Source organism: Saccharopolyspora elongata, from assembly GCF_004348985.1.
In the GTDB taxonomy this organism is placed as follows: Bacteria; Actinomycetota; Actinomycetes; order Mycobacteriales; family Pseudonocardiaceae; genus Saccharopolyspora; species Saccharopolyspora elongata.
In genome coordinates this window covers 76935-96651 of sequence record NZ_SMKW01000005.1, presented here as the reverse complement: position 1 = coordinate 96651, position 19717 = coordinate 76935, and the positions used below count along the sequence as shown (strand labels likewise).

At 69.7% G+C, this 19717-nt stretch carries 17 protein-coding genes; 3 read left to right on the top strand and 14 right to left on the bottom strand.

The genetic code is table 11. From position 1 onward, the window contains the following. Positions 1–49: 49 nt before the first annotated feature. The 4 genes from E1288_RS06025 to E1288_RS06010 all read right to left on the bottom strand — a co-directional run bounded on the left by E1288_RS06025 (position 50) and on the right by E1288_RS06010 (position 3112). Complete coding sequence (locus E1288_RS06025) at positions 50–919, bottom strand: ABC transporter permease subunit (protein ID WP_132482026.1); 870 nt, start codon at positions 917–919, stop codon at positions 50–52. Continuing rightward, a complete protein-coding gene (locus tag E1288_RS06020; RefSeq protein WP_132482023.1) occupies positions 916–1791 on the bottom strand; it encodes an ABC transporter ATP-binding protein in 876 nt (291 codons plus the stop codon). Before E1288_RS06020 ends, E1288_RS06025 begins: the two co-directional genes overlap by 4 nt. After that, complete coding sequence (locus E1288_RS06015; protein ID WP_132482020.1) at positions 1788–2180, bottom strand: GntR family transcriptional regulator; 393 nt, start codon at positions 2178–2180, stop codon at positions 1788–1790. Before E1288_RS06015 ends, E1288_RS06020 begins: the two co-directional genes overlap by 4 nt. Before the next feature lie 302 nt (positions 2181–2482). Beyond that, entirely contained in the window at positions 2483–3112 is a 630-nt protein-coding gene (locus E1288_RS06010) for a TetR/AcrR family transcriptional regulator (protein ID WP_132482017.1), read from the bottom strand. 127 nt (positions 3113–3239) lie between these two features. On the opposite strand from E1288_RS06010, the gene E1288_RS06005 reads away from it, so the two are divergent. After that, positions 3240–4457, top strand: coding sequence for an MFS transporter (locus E1288_RS06005; protein ID WP_132482014.1), 1218 nt, complete (start codon positions 3240–3242; stop codon positions 4455–4457). Positions 4458–4558: 101 nt separating this feature from the next. Here E1288_RS06005 and clpB read toward each other — a convergent pair whose 3' ends face one another. Then, complete coding sequence (gene clpB / locus E1288_RS06000; protein ID WP_132482012.1) at positions 4559–7141, bottom strand: ATP-dependent chaperone ClpB; 2583 nt, start codon at positions 7139–7141, stop codon at positions 4559–4561. Between the two features lie 198 nt (positions 7142–7339). Between clpB and E1288_RS05995 the strand changes: the two genes are divergently transcribed. Then, entirely contained in the window at positions 7340–7549 is a 210-nt protein-coding gene (locus tag E1288_RS05995; RefSeq protein WP_132482010.1) for a hypothetical protein, read from the top strand. Positions 7550–7744: 195 nt separating this feature from the next. Here E1288_RS05995 and E1288_RS05990 read toward each other — a convergent pair whose 3' ends face one another. From E1288_RS05990 to E1288_RS05970, 5 genes are all read right to left on the bottom strand, one after another. Beyond that, positions 7745–8596, bottom strand: coding sequence for a YceI family protein (locus E1288_RS05990; RefSeq protein WP_132482008.1), 852 nt, complete (start codon positions 8594–8596; stop codon positions 7745–7747). Positions 8597–8726: 130 nt separating this feature from the next. Further along, positions 8727–11342: an MFS transporter gene (locus E1288_RS05985; protein ID WP_132482006.1), complete on the bottom strand. Its 2616-nt coding sequence runs from the start codon at positions 11340–11342 to the stop codon at positions 8727–8729. Beyond that, a complete protein-coding gene (locus tag E1288_RS05980) occupies positions 11339–11833 on the bottom strand; it encodes a MarR family winged helix-turn-helix transcriptional regulator (RefSeq protein ID WP_132482004.1) in 495 nt (164 codons plus the stop codon). The genes E1288_RS05985 and E1288_RS05980 overlap by 4 nt, the downstream gene beginning before the upstream one ends. Before the next feature lie 165 nt (positions 11834–11998). Continuing rightward, positions 11999–12481 carry a MarR family winged helix-turn-helix transcriptional regulator gene (locus E1288_RS05975; RefSeq protein WP_132482002.1) on the bottom strand — a complete coding sequence of 161 codons (483 nt, stop codon included), beginning with the start codon at positions 12479–12481 and terminating at the stop codon, positions 11999–12001. A 150-nt stretch (positions 12482–12631) separates the two neighbouring features. Continuing rightward, the gene (locus E1288_RS05970) at positions 12632–13435 is read right to left on the bottom strand and encodes a pyridoxamine 5'-phosphate oxidase family protein (RefSeq protein WP_132482000.1); all 804 of its coding nucleotides are present in this window, start codon (positions 13433–13435) and stop codon (positions 12632–12634) included. Positions 13436–13736: 301 nt separating this feature from the next. On the opposite strand from E1288_RS05970, the gene E1288_RS05965 reads away from it, so the two are divergent. Then, entirely contained in the window at positions 13737–14840 is a 1104-nt protein-coding gene (locus E1288_RS05965) for an FAD-binding oxidoreductase (RefSeq protein ID WP_132481998.1), read from the top strand. Between the two features lie 387 nt (positions 14841–15227). On the opposite strand, the gene E1288_RS05960 is transcribed toward E1288_RS05965, so the two are convergent. From E1288_RS05960 to dnaK, 4 genes are read right to left on the bottom strand one after another with little or no spacing between them, the layout of a single operon-like run. Then, complete coding sequence (locus tag E1288_RS05960) at positions 15228–15680, bottom strand: heat shock protein transcriptional repressor HspR (RefSeq protein WP_093263994.1); 453 nt, start codon at positions 15678–15680, stop codon at positions 15228–15230. 2 nt (positions 15681–15682) lie between these two features. Further along, positions 15683–16858, bottom strand: coding sequence for a molecular chaperone DnaJ (gene dnaJ / locus E1288_RS05955; RefSeq protein WP_132481996.1), 1176 nt, complete (start codon positions 16856–16858; stop codon positions 15683–15685). Between the two features lie 25 nt (positions 16859–16883). Then, a complete protein-coding gene (grpE, locus tag E1288_RS05950; protein ID WP_132482272.1) occupies positions 16884–17594 on the bottom strand; it encodes a nucleotide exchange factor GrpE in 711 nt (236 codons plus the stop codon). A 17-nt stretch (positions 17595–17611) separates the two neighbouring features. Next, a complete protein-coding gene (gene dnaK, locus E1288_RS05945) occupies positions 17612–19486 on the bottom strand; it encodes a molecular chaperone DnaK (protein ID WP_132481993.1) in 1875 nt (624 codons plus the stop codon). Positions 19487–19717 lie beyond the last annotated feature (231 nt).

Sequence of the window (19717 nt, the reverse complement as noted above, 5' to 3'; positions counted from 1 at the left end):
CAGCATCGGTCGGGGCGCGATTCGCGCCCTCGTCTCGCCCGGAATCAGGTCAGCTGAATTTGCGGCGCAGCCAGTAGAAGGCCAGCGCCAGACAAGCGGTGGTCAAAGCGAGGTAGATCCCCGCTTCGATGAACTGGAAGGACCAGAAGCGGTCCGCCGGGTGGTAGGTGACGATGCTGACCGGCGCGGGTTCGCCTTCTCCCCAGACCGCCGAATCCCCGGCCCTTCCCGAGCTGTCGCGGAAAACCGCACCGAGGTAGTACACATCGTTGAGCACGTCGTCGGATCCGGATTGCCCGTCGACCGGGTCGAGCGGCCGGGCGAGGGTCATCGGCTCCATGTAGTTCGGCCGCAGCAGCCTGGCCATCACCACGAAGACGGCGGCGCCGCCGAGCAGGGTCGCGGCCATCGCGGGCACCGTCCGCTTGAGCAGCGTTCCGGCGGCGACGCCCAGCGCGAAGGTGAACAGGCAACTCATCGGGAACACCGGGATCGACTGGTTGAAGAACCGGAACCAGCCCATCTCGGGAACCATCGGCCTGAACCAGCTCATGTGCACGAGGGAGAAGATCGTGCTGAGCACCAGAACCGCGGCCCCGACCAGGAGCACCTTGCCGCACAGCCAATGACTCCGCGAGACGCCCTGGGTCCACGCGTAGCGGAACGTGTGCTGCTCCAGCTCCCTGGACACCAGCGGAGCACCCGCGAACATGCCGACCAGCAGCGGCAACGGCAGCAGGATGCTGCTGACGTCCTCGCTGAACTTGACCAGGCGCGAGAACCCGTGCGCCGCGGTGTAAACCGTCGAGGCATCGGCGCCGAGCGAGCCGGAGAAGAGGTAGATCGCCGCCACACCGAGGAAGACGACGGCGAATCCGGCCAGCCCCAGCCGGTGCTGCCGCCAGGTCAACCAGGTCATGCGGCGGCCTCCCGGATGCGCTGCGGTGCCGAGGCCGTCAGGTAGTGCATGACGAGCGTTTCCAGGTCGACGCGCTGCACGTCCCACGAAGAGCCGGCAGCCGGGGGATTCCCGCGCACCAGCAGGGAAACCCGGTCCTCGCGCTCCTCCCGGTGCACGATCTCGCCGGTCACGCCCACCGCCGCGCCCTTCGGCCCGATCAGGACGTGGTGCTGCTCCAGCAGGTCGTCGATGTCCTCGGAGAGCTTGACCTGGCCGTGGTCCAGCACGATCAGGTGGTCGCAGAGCCGCTCCAGCTCGGAGACCACATGCGAGGACAGGACCACGGTGCAGTCCCAGTCGGCCTTCGTCTCCATCAGGACGCTCATCAGCTCCCGCCTGGCCAGCGGGTCGAGGCTGGCCACCGGCTCGTCGAGGATCAGCAGCTCGGGCTTCTTCGCCAGCGCCACCGCGAGCGCGACCTGCGCCCGCTGGCCGCCGGAGAGCCCGCCGATCCGGCTCTCCAGCGGGATGTTCAGCTCGGCGAGGCGGTCCAGCGCGATCTGCTCGTCCCAGCGCTTGTTCAGCATCCGCCCGGCCTTGAGCATCTCGCGCACCTTGAAGTTCCGGTACAGCGAGTGCTCCTGGTCGAGGTAGGCCACGCGGTCCAGCACGGTGCCGGGGCCGACGCGCTCGCCGAGCAGCGTCAGCTCGCCTTCCGTCGGTGCGAGCAGGCCGACCATCAGGTTCAGCAGCGTGGACTTGCCCGCGCCGTTCGGGCCGACGAGGCCGACGACCCGGCCCGCGGGCACCTGCAGCGAGCAGTTCCGCAGGCCCCACTTGCGGCCGTACCGCTTGCCGAGGCCGGTCGCCGTCATGGCGGTTTCAGTCATTGGTTCCCCTCAGGACGGAAGTCGTGCAGCACCGTCGCGATCAGCGCGGAGATGCCTTCGGAATCCATGCCGGCCCGGTACGCCTCGCTCAGCCACCGCTCCAGGCCTGCGCGCAGCTCGGCCTGCTTCTCCGCGGGCAGTCCGGTCAGGCCCCGTTCGATGAACGTGCCCGCCCCGGGACGGCCCTTGGCCAGTCCCTTGTGCTCCAGCTCGCGGTACGCCTTCAACACCGTGTTCGGGTTGATGACGAGGTGCTTCGCGACTTCCTTGACGGTGGGCAGGCGGTCGCCGACCTGCAGCTGCCCGAGCCGGAGGGCGTGCTCGACCTGATGCACGAGCTGCCGGTAGGGCGGCACCCCGGTACCGCTGTCGACGCGGAACTCGATCAAGCACTTCCCCTATCACTCTATTTACCTACGACCATAGGATAACTATTGGATGATCTGGGTCAAGCGGAACCCCGAAAATGCCCCTGAACAGCGAAAAGCGCCCCAGCTGAACGCTGAGGCGCAGCGGAGCAGGACGACTTCCCCCATAGACCAAGACGGGAAAGACCTATGGCCAAGGTTCCGCAATGCAGAACTCGGGTCCCGCAGTGTCCGATTTTGCCTAAAATTGGGCGGGTTCCGAAGGACCCAATTTTAGGCAAAATTGGGGACCCACCAGGGGAAGCCGAACCCGGGGCGATCGGTCAGGACATGGCGAAGTTGTCGCAGAGGGCCTGCCACTCCGCTCGGTCCGGGGGCGGCCCCGGCAGCTCCGCGCCTCCCGCCCGCAGGCCTTCGAGCACCAGGGCCAGGTAGCGGGCGCGGAACTCGGCCCGCCGAGCCTCGCTAGTCGGAAGCGCCGGGTTGAGGTGCTTGAGCAGCAGCAGGATGTCCGTCCAGTCCACGTCCGCGCGCAGCTCGCCCGCCCGCTTCGCCGCGTCGACCAGGGCCTCGATCGCCCTCGCGACGCCCCGCTGCAGCTCGCGGAACTCCGCGGAATAGGTGTGCTGCTGGTCCATCGGCGGCAGCACGGTGCCGATCCCGGAACCCTCCCGCAGGCAGCGGCGCATGAACCGGACCAGGGCCTGCCACGGGTCGGATTCCTCGGCGCGGGCCGATTCCGCCTCGCCGATGATCCGCCGGAACGCGGTGATGCGGACCTGCTCGACCAGCTCCTGCTTGCTCGGGTAGCGCCGGTACACGCTCGCCACCCCGACTCCCGCGCGCTTGGCGACCTCCGACATCGGCGCCGCGAACCCCTGCGCGGCGAACACCTCGCGCGCGGCGGCGATGACCTGGTCGTCGTATCGCGCGGACCTGTCCGGTGTGCGCATGGCCACAGCATACGCGGACAGCGGAATGATCCATTCCGCTGCGAGGTTGGACCCGACCGGAATCACTCATTCCGCTGCGGCCCGCTGCGAGCAGGGCGATCCGCGGCCGTTGGAAGCAGAGGAAGGCATGACCACAACGGAGCTCGTCCAGCCCCGCAGCGGAATCCTCGGCCGCGGCGCGCTGTCCCGGCCCGCGTCGTTCTGGTTCATCGGCGGGGTGTACGCCCTGTTCCTGATGGCCTCCACCGCGCCGTCCCCGATGTACTCGATCTACCAGCAGCGATGGCACTTCACCACCACGGTGCTCACCGAGGTCTTCGCCGTCTACGCGGTCCTCATCCTGCTCGCGCTGGTGCTGTTCGGTTCGCTGTCCGACCACATCGGCCGCAGGCCGGTGCTGCTGACCGGGCTCGTGCTGGAGATCGCCTCGATGCTGGTGCTCGCGATCGCGCCGAGCGTCGGCTGGCTGCTGGTCGGCCGGGCGCTGCAGGGCCTGGCCACCGGGATCGCGACCAGCGCGATCAGCGGCGCCCTGCTGGACTTCCAGCGCCCGGGCACCAACCGCGGATCGCTGATCAACGGCGTCGCCGCAGGGCTCGGCATGGCGCTCGGCTCGCTGCTGGCGGGTGCTCTGGTGCAGTTCGTGCCCGGGCCCACGCTGACCAGCTACCTGCTGCTGATCCTCGGCTTCCTGCTCGCGATCCCGGGCGTGCTGCTGATGCCCGAGCCCGTCACGCGCCGCAGCGCGCTGCGCGAGGTGCTGCGCCCGCAGCGGCCGACCGTGCCTGCCGGGAAGGGCGCGACGTTCGCGCTGATGGCGACGACGCTGCTGGCCTCGTGGATCGTCGGCGGCATGTTCATGTCCCTTGGGCCGTCGGTGGCCAAGGGGCTGGTCAGCGGAAATCCCTACCTGGTGGGCGGTTTGGCGGTCGCGGCGCTGGCCGGGTTCGGCGGGTTCGCGCAGCTGCTGCTGGGCGGCTGGGAGGCGCGGCGCGCGGTGCGGGTCGGCGCGCCGCTGATGCTCGCCGGGCTCGCCGGTGTGGCGGCGGCCGCGCTCGGGCAGGGCGCCGTGGTGTTCTTCGTCGGGTCGGCGGTGCTCGGCACCGGCTGGGGCCTGGTGTTCATGGGCGGATTCCGGATGCTGACCGGCTTGGCGGCACCGGAGCACCGGGCGGGCACCGCGGCGCTGATCTACGTCGTGGCGTACCTGTCGGCCAGCGTCCCCAGCGTCGCCCTGGGCTTCCTCAGCACGGCCTACGGCCTGACCGCGGCGACGCTGGTCTTCACGGCGACGGCCGCCGTCTTAGTCACCGTCGCGGCCCTCTCCACCTTCGCCCGCCACTGACCGCAGTTTCAATTGAAACTGCGGAAAACCCGGGCACCCTGGTGTGCAGTTTCAATTGAAACTGCACACCCAGGGGTTCGGTCAGGGCCCGTGGGGCGAGGTCAGGCGGCTTCGACCGTGAGGGATTCGTTGTCGTCCGCGGTGTCGACGCGGATCTTGTCGCCCTCCCGGATCTCGCCGGCCAGGAGCTTCCGGGCCAGCTGGTCGCCGATCGCCGACTGGACCAGGCGGCGCAGCGGGCGCGCGCCGTAGACCGGGTCGAAACCGTTGAGCGCCAACCAGTCCCGCGCCGCGGGCTGGACGTCCAGGGTCAGCCGGCGCTGCGCCAGCCGCTGGGCCAGGTGGTCCACCTGGATGTCCACGATGGACGTCAGCTCGTCCGTGGTCAGCGAGTGGAAGACCACCACGTCGTCCAGCCGGTTCAGGAACTCCGGCTTGAAGTGCCCGCGCACCACCGACCGCACCGCCTCGTCGCGCTCCGGGTCGGTGAGGTTCGGGTCGGCGATCACCTGCGAGCCGAGGTTCGAGGTCAGCACCAGGATGGTGTTGCGGAAGTCCACCGTGCGGCCCTGGCCGTCGGTGAGCCGCCCGTCGTCGAGCACCTGCAGCAGCACGTCGAAGACGTCCTGGTGAGCCTTCTCCACCTCGTCGAACAGCACCACCGAGTACGGGCGCCTGCGCACCGACTCGGTCAGCTGCCCGCCCTGGTCGTAACCGACGTACCCGGGCGGCGCGCCGACCAGCCGGGCCACCGAGTGCTTCTCTGCGTACTCGCTCATGTCGATGCGGATCATCGCCCGCTCGTCCTCGAACAGGAACCCGGCCAGCGCCTTGGCCAGCTCGGTCTTGCCGACGCCGGTCGGCCCGAGAAACAGGAACGAGCCCGTCGGCCGGCCCGGGTCGGCGACGCCGGCACGCGTCCGGCGCACCGCGTCGGACACCGCGCGCACCGCCTCGGACTGCCCGACGACGCGCGACTCCAGCGCGTCCTCCATCCGCAGCAGCTTGGCGGTCTCGCCCTCCAGCAGGCGGCCGGCCGGGATGCCGGTCCACGCGCTGACCACGTCCGCGACGTCGTCCGCGGTGACCTCCTCCTGCAGCATCGCCTTGCGCTCGGACTGCGTCTGCGCGGCCGCTTCGAGTTCCTTCTCCAGCTTCGGGATCCGGCCGTAGCGCAGCTCGGCGGCCTTGCCCAGGTCGCCGTCCCGCTCGGCGCGGTCGGACTCGCCGCGCAGCTGCTCCAGCTGCGTCTTCAGGTCGCGGACCTTGTCGATGGACTCCTTCTCCTGCTGCCAGCGCGCGGTCAGCTCGGAGAGCTTCTCGCGGCGGTCGGCCAGTTCCGCGCGCAGCGCGGCGAGCCGCTCCAACGAGGCCGGATCGTCCTCTTTGGACAGCGCCATCTCCTCGATCTCCAGCCGCCGCACCGCGCGCTCGACCTCGTCGATCTCCACCGGCCGGGAGTCGATCTCCATGCGCAGCCGGGACGCGGCCTCGTCGACCAGGTCGATGGCCTTGTCCGGCAGGAACCGGGCGGTGATGTAGCGGTCGGACAGGGTGGCCGCGGCGACCAGCGCGCCGTCGGTGATCCGCACGCCGTGGTGAACCTCGTAGCGCTCCTTGAGGCCGCGCAGGATCGCGACGGTGTCCTCCGGGCTCGGCTCGCCGACCAGCACCTGCTGGAACCGGCGCTCCAGCGCGGCATCCGTCTCGATGTGCTCGCGGTACTCGTCGAGCGTGGTCGCGCCGACCATGCGCAGCTCGCCGCGCGCCAGCATCGGCTTGATCATGTTGCCCGCGTCCATCGCGCCCTCACCGGAGGCACCGGCGCCGACGATGGTGTGCAGCTCGTCGATGAAGGTGACGACCTGCCCGGCCGAGTCGGTGATCTCCTTGAGCACCGCCTTGAGCCGCTCCTCGAACTCGCCGCGGTACTTCGCGCCCGCCACCATCGAGCCGAGGTCCAGCGCCACGACCCGCTTGCCGCGCAACGATTCCGGCACGTCACCGGCGACGATGCGCTGGGCCAGGCCCTCCACGATCGCGGTCTTGCCGACGCCGGGCTCGCCGATGAGCACCGGGTTGTTCTTGGTGCGGCGGGACAGCACCTGCACGACGCGCCGGATCTCGGCGTCCCGGCCGATCACCGGGTCGAGCTCGCCCTGACGGGCGCGGGCGGTGAGGTCCTGGCCGTACTTCTCCAGCGCCTTGTAGGTGCCCTCGGGGTCCGGGCTGGTGACCCGGGCCGAGCCGCGCACCTTGCCGAACGCGTCGGTCAACGCCTCCGGCGTCGCGCCGTGCCTGCGCAGCAGGTCGGCGACCCGGCCGCCTTCGGCGGCGAGCCCGACCAGCAGGTGCTCGGTGGAGACGTACTCGTCGCCCATCTCCGTCGCCAGCCGCTGGGCGTGCGTCAGCGCCTTGACCGCGTCGCGGGAGAGCTGCGGAGCGGACAAGGTGCTGCCGCTGGCGGTCGGCAGCTTGTTGACGAGCTGCTCCAGCTCGCGCCGCACGTCCGCCGGGTCGGCTCCGACGGCGGTCAGCAGCGGCGCGGTCAGCCCGTCGCCCTGGGCGAGCAGCGCGCCGAGCAGGTGACCGGGGTCGACGTCCGGGTTGCCGGCCACCGTCGCGGCCTGCACCGCGGAGGAGATCGCCTGCTGGGTCTTCGTCGTCGGGTTGAACGCGTCCATTCCTCACCTCGTGGCCGGGGGCGCTGGTCCGGGTCGTGTGCACCCACCATGTTACCCGGACAACGTGAGGAAAGTTGAGCGAGTTCCACTCAAGAATAGTCAGCTGGCTCACTTCGGGTCGCGACAAGATGTCGATTCGTCCGAAACGTCATCGAAGCTGCTTGATCGAGTGATTTCACCCTATTCAGCTACACGGCCATGACCTACAGCACCTCGTCGCCGAGTGGACAGCTCGTCTCCGGCGAGCCGATGCACTACCTGCGCAAGGCATCCCGGAGCGGATCCCCGGAGCGTTCGGCGCGGTGCTGGGCAAGGTGCTCGCCGTGCTGGCCGCCATGGTTCCCCTACGTCCTCACGCTGGCCGTCGCGATGTTCGCCATCTCCACGATCATCACCTGGGGCTACTAAGGCCAGCGGACGTGGCTGGCGTCCTACCGGGAGAAGATGCGCACCGGCGAGGTTCGAGGTTCGAGGTTCCGCAATTTCCATTGAAATTGCGGAAGTTGTCCACAGCCTCCGGCGTGTCGCGTGCCCGACGCGCCGGAGGTCCGCAATTTCAATGGAAATCGAAGGTCCGATTTCCATTGAAATTGCGGTGAGACCTCAGTCCTCGCGGACGGCCTGGATGTCGATCTCCACCTTCAGGGTGGTGCCGATCGCGGCGATCCCCGTTTGCAGGGCCTGGTTGAACGTCATAGCGAAGTCCTCGCGGCGCAGCTGGGTGGTCGCCGTCGCCGAGGCCCGGGTGCCGCCCCACGGGTCCGGGCCCACGCCGGCGAAACGGGTGTCCAGTCGCACCGGCCGGGTCACCCCGCACAGCGTCAGCTCACCGTCGAGGTCCCAGCGGTCGCCGCCGCGCGGGCGCAGCCCGGTGGACCGGAAGGTGATCTCGGGATGCCGCTCCACGTCCAGGAAGTCCGCGCTGCGCAGGTGGTCGTCGCGCATCCCGTTGGCCGTGTCGATGCCGGCCGCGGCGATCCGGACATCCACTGTGGACGATTCCACCGGGTTGCCGATGCGCACCTCGCCGCCGAAGTCGTTGAAGCGGCCGCGGATGCTGCTGATGCCCAGGTGCTTGGCGGTGACCTGGATCGACGAGTGCACCGGGTCGATCCGCCACAGCCCGGGCGCCGGCAGGTCGGCCCCGCCGACCCGGCGCAGCTCGACCTCGCCGAGGGTGGCCGCCGTCCCGTCGTGCACCAGCGTGGTCCGGGCGAGCGGCTCGTGCCCGACCGCCGTGACGATCGCGGTGTAGGCGCCGGCCCGCAGCCCGGCGGCGACCACCGAGCCCTGCGCGTCGCCCTGCACCCTCGCGACCTGCGTGCCGGTGCCGTCGATGACGGTCAGCACCGCTTCCGGCACCGGCCAGCCGTCGCCGCCGCGCACCGTCGCGGTGACCGCCCCCGATGCGGCGGCGACACCGGGCGCTTCGGCCTGTCGTTGGCCGAGATCCATCTAGAACATCTCCTCTAGCGCGTTGAACGTCCTGGTGAGCGACCCCATCCGCCCGGGGTGGTGGAGCGAACGGACCGTTGACTCACATCAACGAGGCGAACAGTCCGTTCGCTCCACTCACGACCGGTGGTCAGTCGCCCTGCGGGTAGCCGAGTTCGACGTCGTGGGTGCTCTGCTCGCCCGACAGGCGCAGCGAGGTGGCGATCGGCGGGTAGCCGGTCGCGATCACCGTGTACTCGCCGTCCGGCAGGTCGGTGAAGGTGTAGTTGCCGTCGATGTCGGTGGTCGCCGCGCCGACGACCGCGCCGCCGGAATCCAGCAGCGTCACCCGCGCATCCGCCACCGCGACACCGAGGTTGGCCGACCGGACCACGCCGCTGAGCTGCGCGCCGGACTGCAACGCGACGTCCAGTGCGGACTGATCGCCGTCGGTCACGGTGACCGAGTTCGCCACCGGCCGGTAGCCGGGCGCGGTGACGGTCAGCGCGTAGGAGCCGCCGACGAGGTCCGCGAACAGGTAGTGCCCGTCCGGCCCGGTGCCCGCGCTGGCGACCACCTCGCCGCGGACGTCGGTGAGCACCACCATCGCCCCGGCGACGCCCTGGCCGCCGACGTGCACCAGGCCGGTCAGCCGCCCGGCGCCGAGCAGCTGCACGTCGTGGCGCACCGGGCGGTCGCCGACCACGACCATCGACGCCGTCGGCTGGTAGCTGCCGCCGGAGGCGATCAGCACGTAGGTGCCGCCGTGGCCGACCGCGAGCTGGAACTGCCCGTCCTGGTCGGTGCGGGCACGTTCGACCTGCCGGCCGTTGGCGTCGGTGAGAGTGAGCACGACGCCGGAGACCGGCGTGCCGACCGAGTCCTGGACAGTGCCGTGCACGAACAGCCCGCCGCCGTCGACCGGGCTCCTCAACTCGCCCGCCAGGTGCTTGCCGTTGGTCGCGTAGCGACGCGGCGCAACCGGCTCTGACCAGGCATCCGAGCGATCATCCACAGAGTTGTCCACAGGCTCGGCGGTCAGCTGCGCGGGCCGCGGCCCGACGCCCCCAACCTGGGCAGAACCGTTCGTCGCGGGACGCGCCACGGCCGAGTTGTCCACAGGCCGGGTGATGTTGTCCACAGCGTCGTCGTGCGCGGCCACGGCTGCCGCCTCCCTTTCCTCGTGACTGTCGATCGTGGTGCGCAGCGGGGTCTCCCGGATGAAGATCACCGCGAGGAAGGTGACCACCGCGATGCACGCGGAGACGAAGAAGATGTCGCCGATCGCGTCGCCGTAGGCCGCCCGCACGATGGTCTGCACGGGTTCCGGCAGGTGGTCGACGTCGAGCGAGCCGCCGCCCGAGCCGGCCCCCTTCGGCACGCCGGGGATCTTCGCCAGGCCCTGCACGATGTAGTCCGACACCTGGGTGGCCAGCACCGCGCCCAGCACCGAGACGCCCGCCGAGCCGCCGAGGGTCCGGAAGAACGTCACGACCGAGGTCACCGACCCCATGTCCTTGCCGCTGGTGGTGTTCTGCACCGCCAGCACCAGGTTCTGCATCAGCATGCCGACGCCGACGCCCATCAGGAACAGGTAGACCCCGACCAGCACCAGGTTCGTCTCGTGGTCCAAGGTGCTCAGCAGCCACATCGACGCGATCATCACGATCGAGCCGATCACCAGGAACGGTTTGATCTTGCCGGTGACCCTGGAGATGATCTGCCCGGACACGGTCGAGGAGATGAACAGGCCGCCGACCATCGGCAGCGTCATCAGACCCGCCGTGGTCGGCGTGAAGCTGCGCGCGATCTGGAAGTACTGGCCCAGGAACACCGAGCCGCCGAACATCGCGGTGCCGACCGCGACGGTGCCGATGGTGGACAGCGTGACCGTCGGGTTGCGGAACATCCGCAGCGGCACGATCGGCTCGCTGACCTTGGTCTCGATGATCAGGGCGATGATCAGGGCGAGCAGGCCGCCGCCGACGTAGGTCGCGGTCTCCACCGACCACCACTCGAACTGCTTGCCGGCCAGCGAGACCCACACCAGCAGCAGGCTCACGCCGCCGACCAGGAACAGCGCGCCGAACCAGTCGATCCTCACCGGCCGCTTGATGACCGGCAGCTTCAGCGTCCGGCCCAGCACGATGAACGCGATCACCGCGATCGGCACGGTCACCCAGAAGCACCAGCGCCAGCCCAGCCACGAGGTGTCCACGATCAGGCCGCCGACCAGCGGGCCGCTGACCGTGGCGACCGCGAAGGTGGCGCCGATGTAGCCGCTGTAGCGACCGCGGTCGCGCGGCGAGACCATCGCCGCGATCACGACCTGGATCAGCGCCTGCAGGCCGCCCATGCCGATGCCCTGCAGGGCCCGGAAGCCGATGAGCGTCTCCATGGACTGCGCGAAACCGCCGAGCACCGAGCCGACCGTGAAGATCGTGATGGCCAGCTGGTAGAGCAGCTTCTTGCTGAACAGGTCGGAGAGCTTGCCCCAGATCGGGGTGGATGCGGTCGAGGTGAGCAGCATCGCCGTGACGACCCAGGTGTACTGCCCCTGGGTGCCGTCGAGGTCGGCGATGATCCGGGGCAGCGCGTTCGACACGATCGTCGAGCTGAGGATGGCGACCAACAGCGCCAGCATCAGGCCCGACATCGCCTCGAGGATCTGCCGATGCGTCATCGACGATCCCGCGGCGGGCTCGTCGCGCCCGTCCCGGCGGGCCGGCGCTGTGGCGTCCGGCGCCGTCTCCGTCGAGGTGGTCATCGAGTTCCTTCCTTGGTCACGGGGCTGGTGAGGCAGGCCCCGTCGTTGAACGTGTTGCGACGGATGTCGTCCATCGCTTCCCCCAGCAGTCCGGCGAGTTGGCGCACCTTGGCGTCGTCCCAGTGGGCCAGCGCCTCGCCGATCCATTCCGCCTTCCGGCGTTCCAGCTCTGCCACCGCGCGTTCCCCCTCGGCCGTGGCGCGCAGCAGCGCTACTCGCCGGTCGGCGGGGTCGGGGCGGCGGGTGATCAGGCCGGCTTGCTCCAGTTGCCCGACCTGGCGGCTCACCACGGACGCGTCGACGATCCGGTGGTGGGCGAGGTCGGAGGCCCGGCACTCACCGCGGAAGACGAGTTCGGTGAGCAGCCCGGCGGCGGCGTAGGGCACCTGTTCCGCCGTGAACTGCCCTCGCTGCATGGCCACCTGCTTGAGGCCGAGCATCGCTCGAAGCGGTCGGAGCAGCTCGGCGCAGGTCTCGAGTGTCGGTCCCATGAGCCCAATCCTTTAGTTGCTGCACGCAACTATAAACTTATTTAGTTGCACCGCACAACTTGTCTCGCTGTGACGCCACCCACCGCTCGCGCGATCAGCGGAAAACGAAGGGCGCCCCCGGCCGGAAAGATCGGCCGGGGGCGCCCCTGATCTGGAAGAACGAGCTCACATCATGCCGTTGAGCTTGCCCAGCAGGCGGGCCAGCTCCTTGAGGTCCTGGGTGGTCCAGCTGGCGAACTGGCCGTGCAGGTGCTTGCGGCGCTCCTCGCGCACCTGGGCCAGCCGCTCGCGGCCCAGGTCGGAGAGCTGGATCCGGCGGGCCCGGCCGTCGTCCGGATCCGGCACCCGCTCCAGCAGGTCCAGGTCCACCAGCGTGGCGATCTGCCTGCTCACCGTGGACTTGTCCAGCCCGGTGCGATCCGCGACGTCCATGCCGCGCAGCGGCCCGGCGTCGTCGACCATCAGCAGCAGGCTGTACGAGGCCGGATCCAGGTCGGGGTGCACGTGCGCGGCCACGGTGGTCGACAGGTTCCGGGCGCGGCGGAACATCATCACCAGCTCGCGCTCGACGGACTCCGCCGCGGTGCGCCGGTCGACACCCTCCTCGCGCACCCCGCCGATAGGCCCGCGCGCCTCGTCCTCGATCACAGCTCTCCCGCCCGCGCCGCCGACGATCGTGGCGGCACCACCCGTCGGCCCGCTCCTCGCGAGGTCAACGCTAGTCCGTTTCGCCCCACTTTAAGTGCACGTCTCGAACACATTTCTCGTGGCAGTGCGGGCGGACCGCGCGGGCCGGGCTCAGCAGTCGCGGCTGCCCACCGGTTCGGGCCGATGCCACGGCCGGGGCATGCCCTTGGACTCGAAGTAGTCGCCGCCCTTGCGCTTGACGTCGTCGGTGCCCCAGCTGCGCGTGCGCAGCACCGGCACCATCCGCGGGATGTGCTTGCGGCAGTGGATGTAGGCCTCCTCGACCTGCACCACCACCCAGCGCTCCGGCGTGCGGCCGCGGTCGAACTCGGCGGGCAGCGCCGGGTAGATCGAGCGCAGGTCGGCGTCCTCGACGATGCGGGCCTTGCCGTTGACGTGCAGGCCGATCAGGTCGGTGACGAAGTCCACCAGCAGGATCCCGACGTGCGGGTTCTCGCTGATGTTGCCCAGGCCGGCCAGCACGCCGTTGCCCCGGTACTCCGGGTAGCACAGGTGCCGGTCGTCCAGGACCTCCATGAAGCCGGGCGGCCCGGCGCGGAGGCTGGAGTCGCACTCGCCGCGCGAGTCGGAGGTGGCCACGAACGCCATCTCCATCCGCCCGATGAACTCCTTCATCTGCGGGTTCAGGCGGTCGAGCACCTGGTCGTCGTAGAACTTCCGGGCTCGCTTCTCGGTGCCGTAGGCGCGTTGCAGCAGGTGTTCGCCGGCAGAGCCGGGCAGCGGGACGGGCCGCTCCTCGACGAACGGGTCGCGCGGCGGCGCGGCCGCCGGTCCGTGGTGCTGGAGCGGGGTCACGACCTGCCAGGCATCGTTCGGGGTCGGCGGGTCGGACAGCTCCAGGTCGAGCAGCGCCGCATCGGCTGTTCCGGTCGGCGTCGGGTGATCGGGGGTCACGCGGGTCACCGTGTCACGCCTCCCTCTTCCGTCACAACGGTGGATACTAGGTTCCCCCAACAGGTCGATGCACGATCTACGAGATGTAGTTGAAAAGCACTCAAAAGTGGCATCAAGGCAGACGTGTCGCTAGGCACGAGTTAGGGTCCTCCCTGTGTCGGGGGACGCTTGGAAGTAGTGGTGTGCCTGCCTTGGGTACGACCGCCAACGTGGAGAAACGCCCCGAACCATGACAGCGAACGCCGTACTGAGCCCCGGACCACCCCCGAACAACGAGCCGTCGAACTCCGGTGTGAGCAAGATGGTCCGTCTGATCCGCGAGAGCTTCGCCGTCGTCGAGCCGCACACCGACGAGGTGTCCAGGTTCTTCTACGGCATGCTCTTCAGCCTCTCGCCGGCCACCCGCGACCTGTTCGCGGTCAACATGGAAGTGCAGCGCAGCCGCCTGCTGCGGGCGCTCGTGCACGTCATCCAGATGGTCGACAAGCCCGACGAGCTGCTGCCGTTCCTGCACCAGCTCGGCCGCGACCACCGCAAGTTCGGCGTGGTCGCAGCCCACTACGAGGCGGTCGGCACCGCGCTGCTCGCCGCGATCAAGAAGTACGCCGGCGACGCCTGGACCGACAGCGTCGAGCGCGCCTGGGCCGAGGCGTACACCGTGATGGCCTCCGCGATGACCGAGGCGGCCACCGCCGACGACGGCCCCGCCTGGTACACCGGCCAGATCGTTCACCACGAGCGGCTGAGCTGGGACGTCGCGGTGCTCCGCGTCCAGTCCGACCACCCGGTGCCGTACCAGCCCGGGCAGTACGTGAGCGTCGAGGTGCCGCAGCGGCCCCGGCTGTGGCGCTACCTGACCCCGGCCAACGCGCCGAACGACGACGGGATCATGGAGTTCCACGTCCGGTCCGTCGAGGGCGGCTGGGTCAGCCGGGCGCTGGTCGGTCACGCCCGCCCTGGCGACCAGTGGCGGATCGGCTCGCCGATGGGCCGGCTGACCGTGGACCGGGAGAACACCCCGGACGTGCTGATGATCGCCGGCGGCACCGGGCTGACCCCGATGCGCGCGATCATCGACGACCTCGCGCAGTACGGCGAGAACCCGCGCGTGCAGATGTTCTACGGCGGCCGGACCCGCGAGGACCTCTACGACCTGGAGAACCTGCAGCGCATCGCGATGCACAACCCTTGGCTGACGATCACGCCGGTGCTGGAGGACGAGCCGGGCGTCTCGGGCACCGAGCACGGCACGCTCGCCGAGGCGGTGACCCGCTACGGCGCCTGGAAGGACTGGGACGTGCTGGTCAGCGGCTCGCCGGGGATGATCCGTGCGACGGTCTCGAGCATGCTCGTCGCGGGAACCTCCCTCGACCACATCCGCTATGACCCGTTCACCCTGGACTGACCTGAAGCAAAGAGACGCCTCCGACCGAACCGGTCGGAGGCGTCTCTTTGCTTCGTGTTGTCGGCGAGGCCATCTCCGTGTCCCCGCGAACAGCGAACGAAATGCGATGCGCTTGTCGTCATGAACGGTCACAAGCGGCGCAACCGCTTTCCGGTGGTAGACCGACACCGCGACGCAAAGCGCGAGTTGCGCTTAAAGCCGCCGCAAGCGCCGGAGGCGCTTAGCCCACCCCAGCAACTTGCACCGCCGCGGGTTCTCAGAAGCCTTCTCGCGAGGACAGCCCCGACGCCTCGTATTTGGACATACTCAAGTCGGGGATCCCGGAGTCGAGAAGGCTTCTGAGGTTCCGCTACTCGCACCGCTACGCAGAACGAGCCTGGCAGCCGATCATCTGCGTTTGCGGTCTGGTTTCCAGACGACTAGGGCCGTCTCCTGGCGGATCGGGACCAGGTCCCGGCGGTAGGAGGCGTGCACCGCCGCCGCGGCTTGTTCCGCCGCCGCGTGCGCCGCCGCCACCTCCTCGGCCAGCTCCTGGACCTTCGCGCGGAGCGCGTCGACCTCGTTCTCCAGGTCGATGATCCGCTTGATGCCCGCCAGGTTCACGCCCTCCTCCTGGGAGAGGCGCTGCACCTCGCGGAGCAGGGCGATGTCGCGCAGTGAGTAGCGGCGGCCGCCCGCCGGGGTTCGCCCGGGCGAGACCAGGCCCAGCCGGTCGTAGCTGCGCAGGGTCTGCGCGTGCAGCCCGGACAGCTGTGCGGCCACCGAGATCACGAACATCGGCGTGTCCTCGTTGGCCCCCGGCGGGAACCCGAAGCCCGGATCGGTGGGGCGACCGGCCATGACTACCTCCCGAGCAGCTCGTTCAGGTCGCGGCGCGGATCGTGGTCGGCGGTCGCTTCCGCGTAGTCCGCCAGCGCCTCGGCCGCCTTCTCGTCCAACTTGGACGGAACCACGACCTGCAACGTCACCAGGAGATCCCCGCTGCTGCCGTCCTTCTTGCCCACGCCCTTGCCACGCACCCGGAAGGTGCGGCCGCTGCCGGTCCCGGCCGGGACCTTCAGCGAGACCTTCCCGTCCAGGGTCGGCACGGTCAACGTAGTGCCCAGCGCCAGCTCGGGGAAGGTGACCGGCACCGTGATCGTCAGGTCATCACCAGAACGTCCGAACACCCGGTGCGAGTTGACGTGCACCACGACGTACAGATCGCCCGAGGCGGCGCCCTGCCGACCGGGTTCGCCCTGACCCGCCAGCCTGATCCGCTGCCCGTCGGACACCCCGGCCGGGATCCGCACCGTCAGCGTCCGGCTGCGGGTGCTGACGCCCTCGCCGCGGCAGTCCGGGCACGGGTCGTCGATCAGCTGGCCGCGGCCCCGGCAGTCCGGGCACGGCTCGCTGAACGCGAACGCGCCCTGGTTCCGCGTCACCAGCCCGGTACCGGTGCAGGTGGCGCAGGCGCGCGGCCGGGTGCCCGGCTTGGCGCCCGAACCGTGGCAGGTCGGGCAGCTCACCGGGCTGGACAGCCGCAGCGGAACCGTGGCCCCGCGCACCGCTTCGGCGAAGTCGATGCGCACCTCGGTCTCCACGTCGGCGCCGCGCCGCGGCCGGTGGGACGTTCCGGCGCCGGAACGGCGGTTGCCGAACAGGCCGCCGAACAGGTCGCCGAGCCCGCTGCCACCGGCACCGGCACCGGCGCCCCCGAAGAGGTCGCCGATGTCGAAGCCGCCGCCACCCGGGCCGCCGAAACCGCCGAAGCCGCCCTGGCCGCCGCCGAACGTGCCGCTGCCGAACAGCTTCCGGGCCTCGTCGTACTGCTTGCGCTTGTCCGTGTCGGACAGCACGCCGTAGGCCTCGGAGACGGCCTTGAACTTGGCTTCGGCCTGGGCGTTCCCGGGGTTGGCGTCCGGGTGGTTCTCCCGGGCCAGCTTCCGGTACGCCTTCTTGATCTCGTCGGCCGAAGCCGTGGAGGAGACGCCCAGTTCGGCGTAGAAATCCTTCTCAAGCCATTCCCTGGCGCTCACCGGGCGCTCCTCCCTCCGTTCCCGATCAACCCTGCTCGGCTTGCTTCTCGTCGGCCGCCGGCTCGGCGGATCCGGCGGGCTCGGCGGCCGGCTCGTGATCGGTCACCGCGACCATCGCCGGGCGCAGCACCCGGTCGGCGAACCGGTAGCCGCGGCGCAGCACGGCCGTGACGGTCGGCCCGCTGACGTCCGGGGAGGTGCTGTGCTGCACCGCCTCGTGCACCGACGGGTCGAACTCGTCGCCTTCGGCGCCGAACGCCTCCAACCCAGCCGAGTTCAACGCCGTGATCAGCTTGTCCGCCACGGCCTTGAAGGCGCCGTTGAGGTCGCCGTGGGCCTCCGCGCGCTCGAGGTCGTCGAGCACCGTCAGCAGGTCGCCTGCCACCGACGCCTTCGCGGCGGCGATCACCGATTCGCGGTCGCGTTCCACCCGCTTGCGGTAGTTCGCGTACTCCGCGGTGACCCGCTTGAGATCGGCGGTGAGCTCGTCGACCTGCGTCTGCAGCCCGGCCTGCTCGCCGGCCGCCTGCTCGCCCTCGGGCTGCTCGGCGGTCGGCTCCGCGGCCTCCTGCGCGGCGCCCTTGACGATCTCCTCGTCGAGGGTGCCGGAGATGCTTTCGGCCACCTGCGCCTCTTCTCCGTTCGGAGCAGGCGTCCGGCGCTGGCCGGTCACGGGGTCGATGCGCCGCCGATCCCGGACCACCACCGGCTCCTGCTCGCCTTCGTTGCGCGACATTTCCGGCCTGTCCGCGGTCACTTCTTCTTCTCGTCCTCGTCGTCGACGATCTCCGCGTCCACCACGTCGTCGTCCTTCGACGCACCGGCCCCGGCGGCACCGGCACCGGCGGCGCCCGCGTCACCGGCGGCACCGGCCGCGGCGTTGGCACCCGCCTCGGCGTACAGCGCCTGGCCGAGGGCCTGCGACTCGGTGGCGAGCTTCTCCACCGCGGCGGAGATGGCGGGCACGTCGTCGCCCTTGAGCGCCTCGTTGACCTCGCCGATCGCGGCCTTCACCTTGTCCTTGACGTCGGCGGGCAGCTTCTCGTCGTTCTCCTTGAGGACCTTCTCGGTCTGGTAGACGAGCGTCTCGGCCTGGTTGCGGGCCTCGGCCTCCTCGCGACGCTTCTTGTCCTCGTCGGCGTGCGCCTCGGCGTCCTTGACCATCCGGTCGATGTCGTCCTTCGGCAGCGCGGAGCCGCCGGTGATCGTCATCGACTGCTCCTTGCCGGTGCCCAGGTCCTTGGCGGAGACGTGCACGATGCCGTTGGCGTCGATGTCGAAGGTGACCTCGATCTGCGGCATGCCGCGCGGCGCCGGCGGGAGACCGGTCAGCTCGAACATGCCGAGCTTCTTGTTGTGCGCGGCGATCTCGCGCTCGCCCTGGAAGACCTGGATCTGCACCGACGGCTGGTTGTCGTCCGCGGTGGTGAAGGTCTCGGAGCGCTTGGTCGGGATCGTGGTGTTGCGCTCGATCAGCTTGGTCATGATGCCGCCCTTGGTCTCGATGCCCAGGGACAGCGGGGTGACGTCCAGCAGCAGGACGTCCTTGACCTCACCGCGCAGCACGCCGGCCTGCAGGGCGGCGCCGACGGCGACGACCTCGTCCGGGTTGACGCCCTTGTTCGGCTCGCGGCCGTTGGTCAGGTCCTTGACCAGGTCGCTGACCGCGGGCATCCGGGTGGAACCGCCGACCAGCACCACGTGGTCGATGTCGTCCAGCTTCACGCCGGCGTCGCGGATGACCGCCTCGAACGGCTTGCGGCAGCGCTCCAGCAGGTCGGAGGTGATCCGCTGGAACTCGGCGCGGGACAGCGTCTCGTCCAGGAACAGCGGGTTCTTGTCCGCGTCGACCGTGATGTACGGCAGGTTGATGCCCGCGGTGGAGGAGCTGGACAGCTCGATCTTGGCCTTCTCAGCGGCTTCCTTGATCCGCTGCATGGCCATCCGGTCCTTGGTCAGGTCGATGCCCGAGGAGGACTTGAACTTGTCGACCAGCCACTCGACGATCCGCTCGTCCCAGTCGTCACCACCGAGGTGGTTGTCACCACTGGTGGCGCGGACCTCGACGACGCCCTCGCCGATCTCCAGCAGCGAGACGTCGAAGGTGCCGCCACCGAGGTCGAAGACCAGGATGGTCTGTTCCTTCTCGCCCTTGTCCAGGCCGTAGGCCAGCGCCGCCGCGGTGGGCTCGTTGACGATGCGCAGCACGTTGAGGCCGGCGATCTGGCCGGCTTCCTTCGTGGCCTGCCGCTGGGCGTCCTCGAAGTAGGCCGGGACGGTGATCACCGCGTCGGTGACGTCCTCGCCCAGGTACGCCTCGGCGTCGCGCTTGAGCTTCATCAGCACGCGGGCGCTGATCTCCTGCGACGTGTAGGGCTTGTCGTCGATCTGGACCTTCCAGTCGGTGCCCATGTGCCGCTTGACCGACCGGATGGTGCGGTCCACGTTGGTGACGGCCTGGTTCTTCGCGGGCTGACCGGTGAGGATCTCGCCGTTCTTCGCGAAGGCCACGATGGACGGGGTGGTCCGCGAGCCCTCGGAGTTGGCGATCACCGTCGGTTCACCGCCCTCCAGGACGGAAACGACGGAGTTGGTCGTCCCCAGGTCGATGCCGACCGCTCGCGCCATGCTCAATTCCTCCCGACTTGAAACCTGCTCAAGCGCCATCCCCGGCCCTTGAGCCTTGCTCACTCAAGTTTTACCCACTTCGCATCATCACCGTCAATCCGGATTGAGCGCGGGTCACTCAAGCTTTCTGCCAGCACAACGGCTGACCAGGGACGGGAGTTCCCGGGCGTGACATGGCCGACACCTCGCCGTGATCGAATCAGCGGCATGGGCGAACGCCGACACATCGCC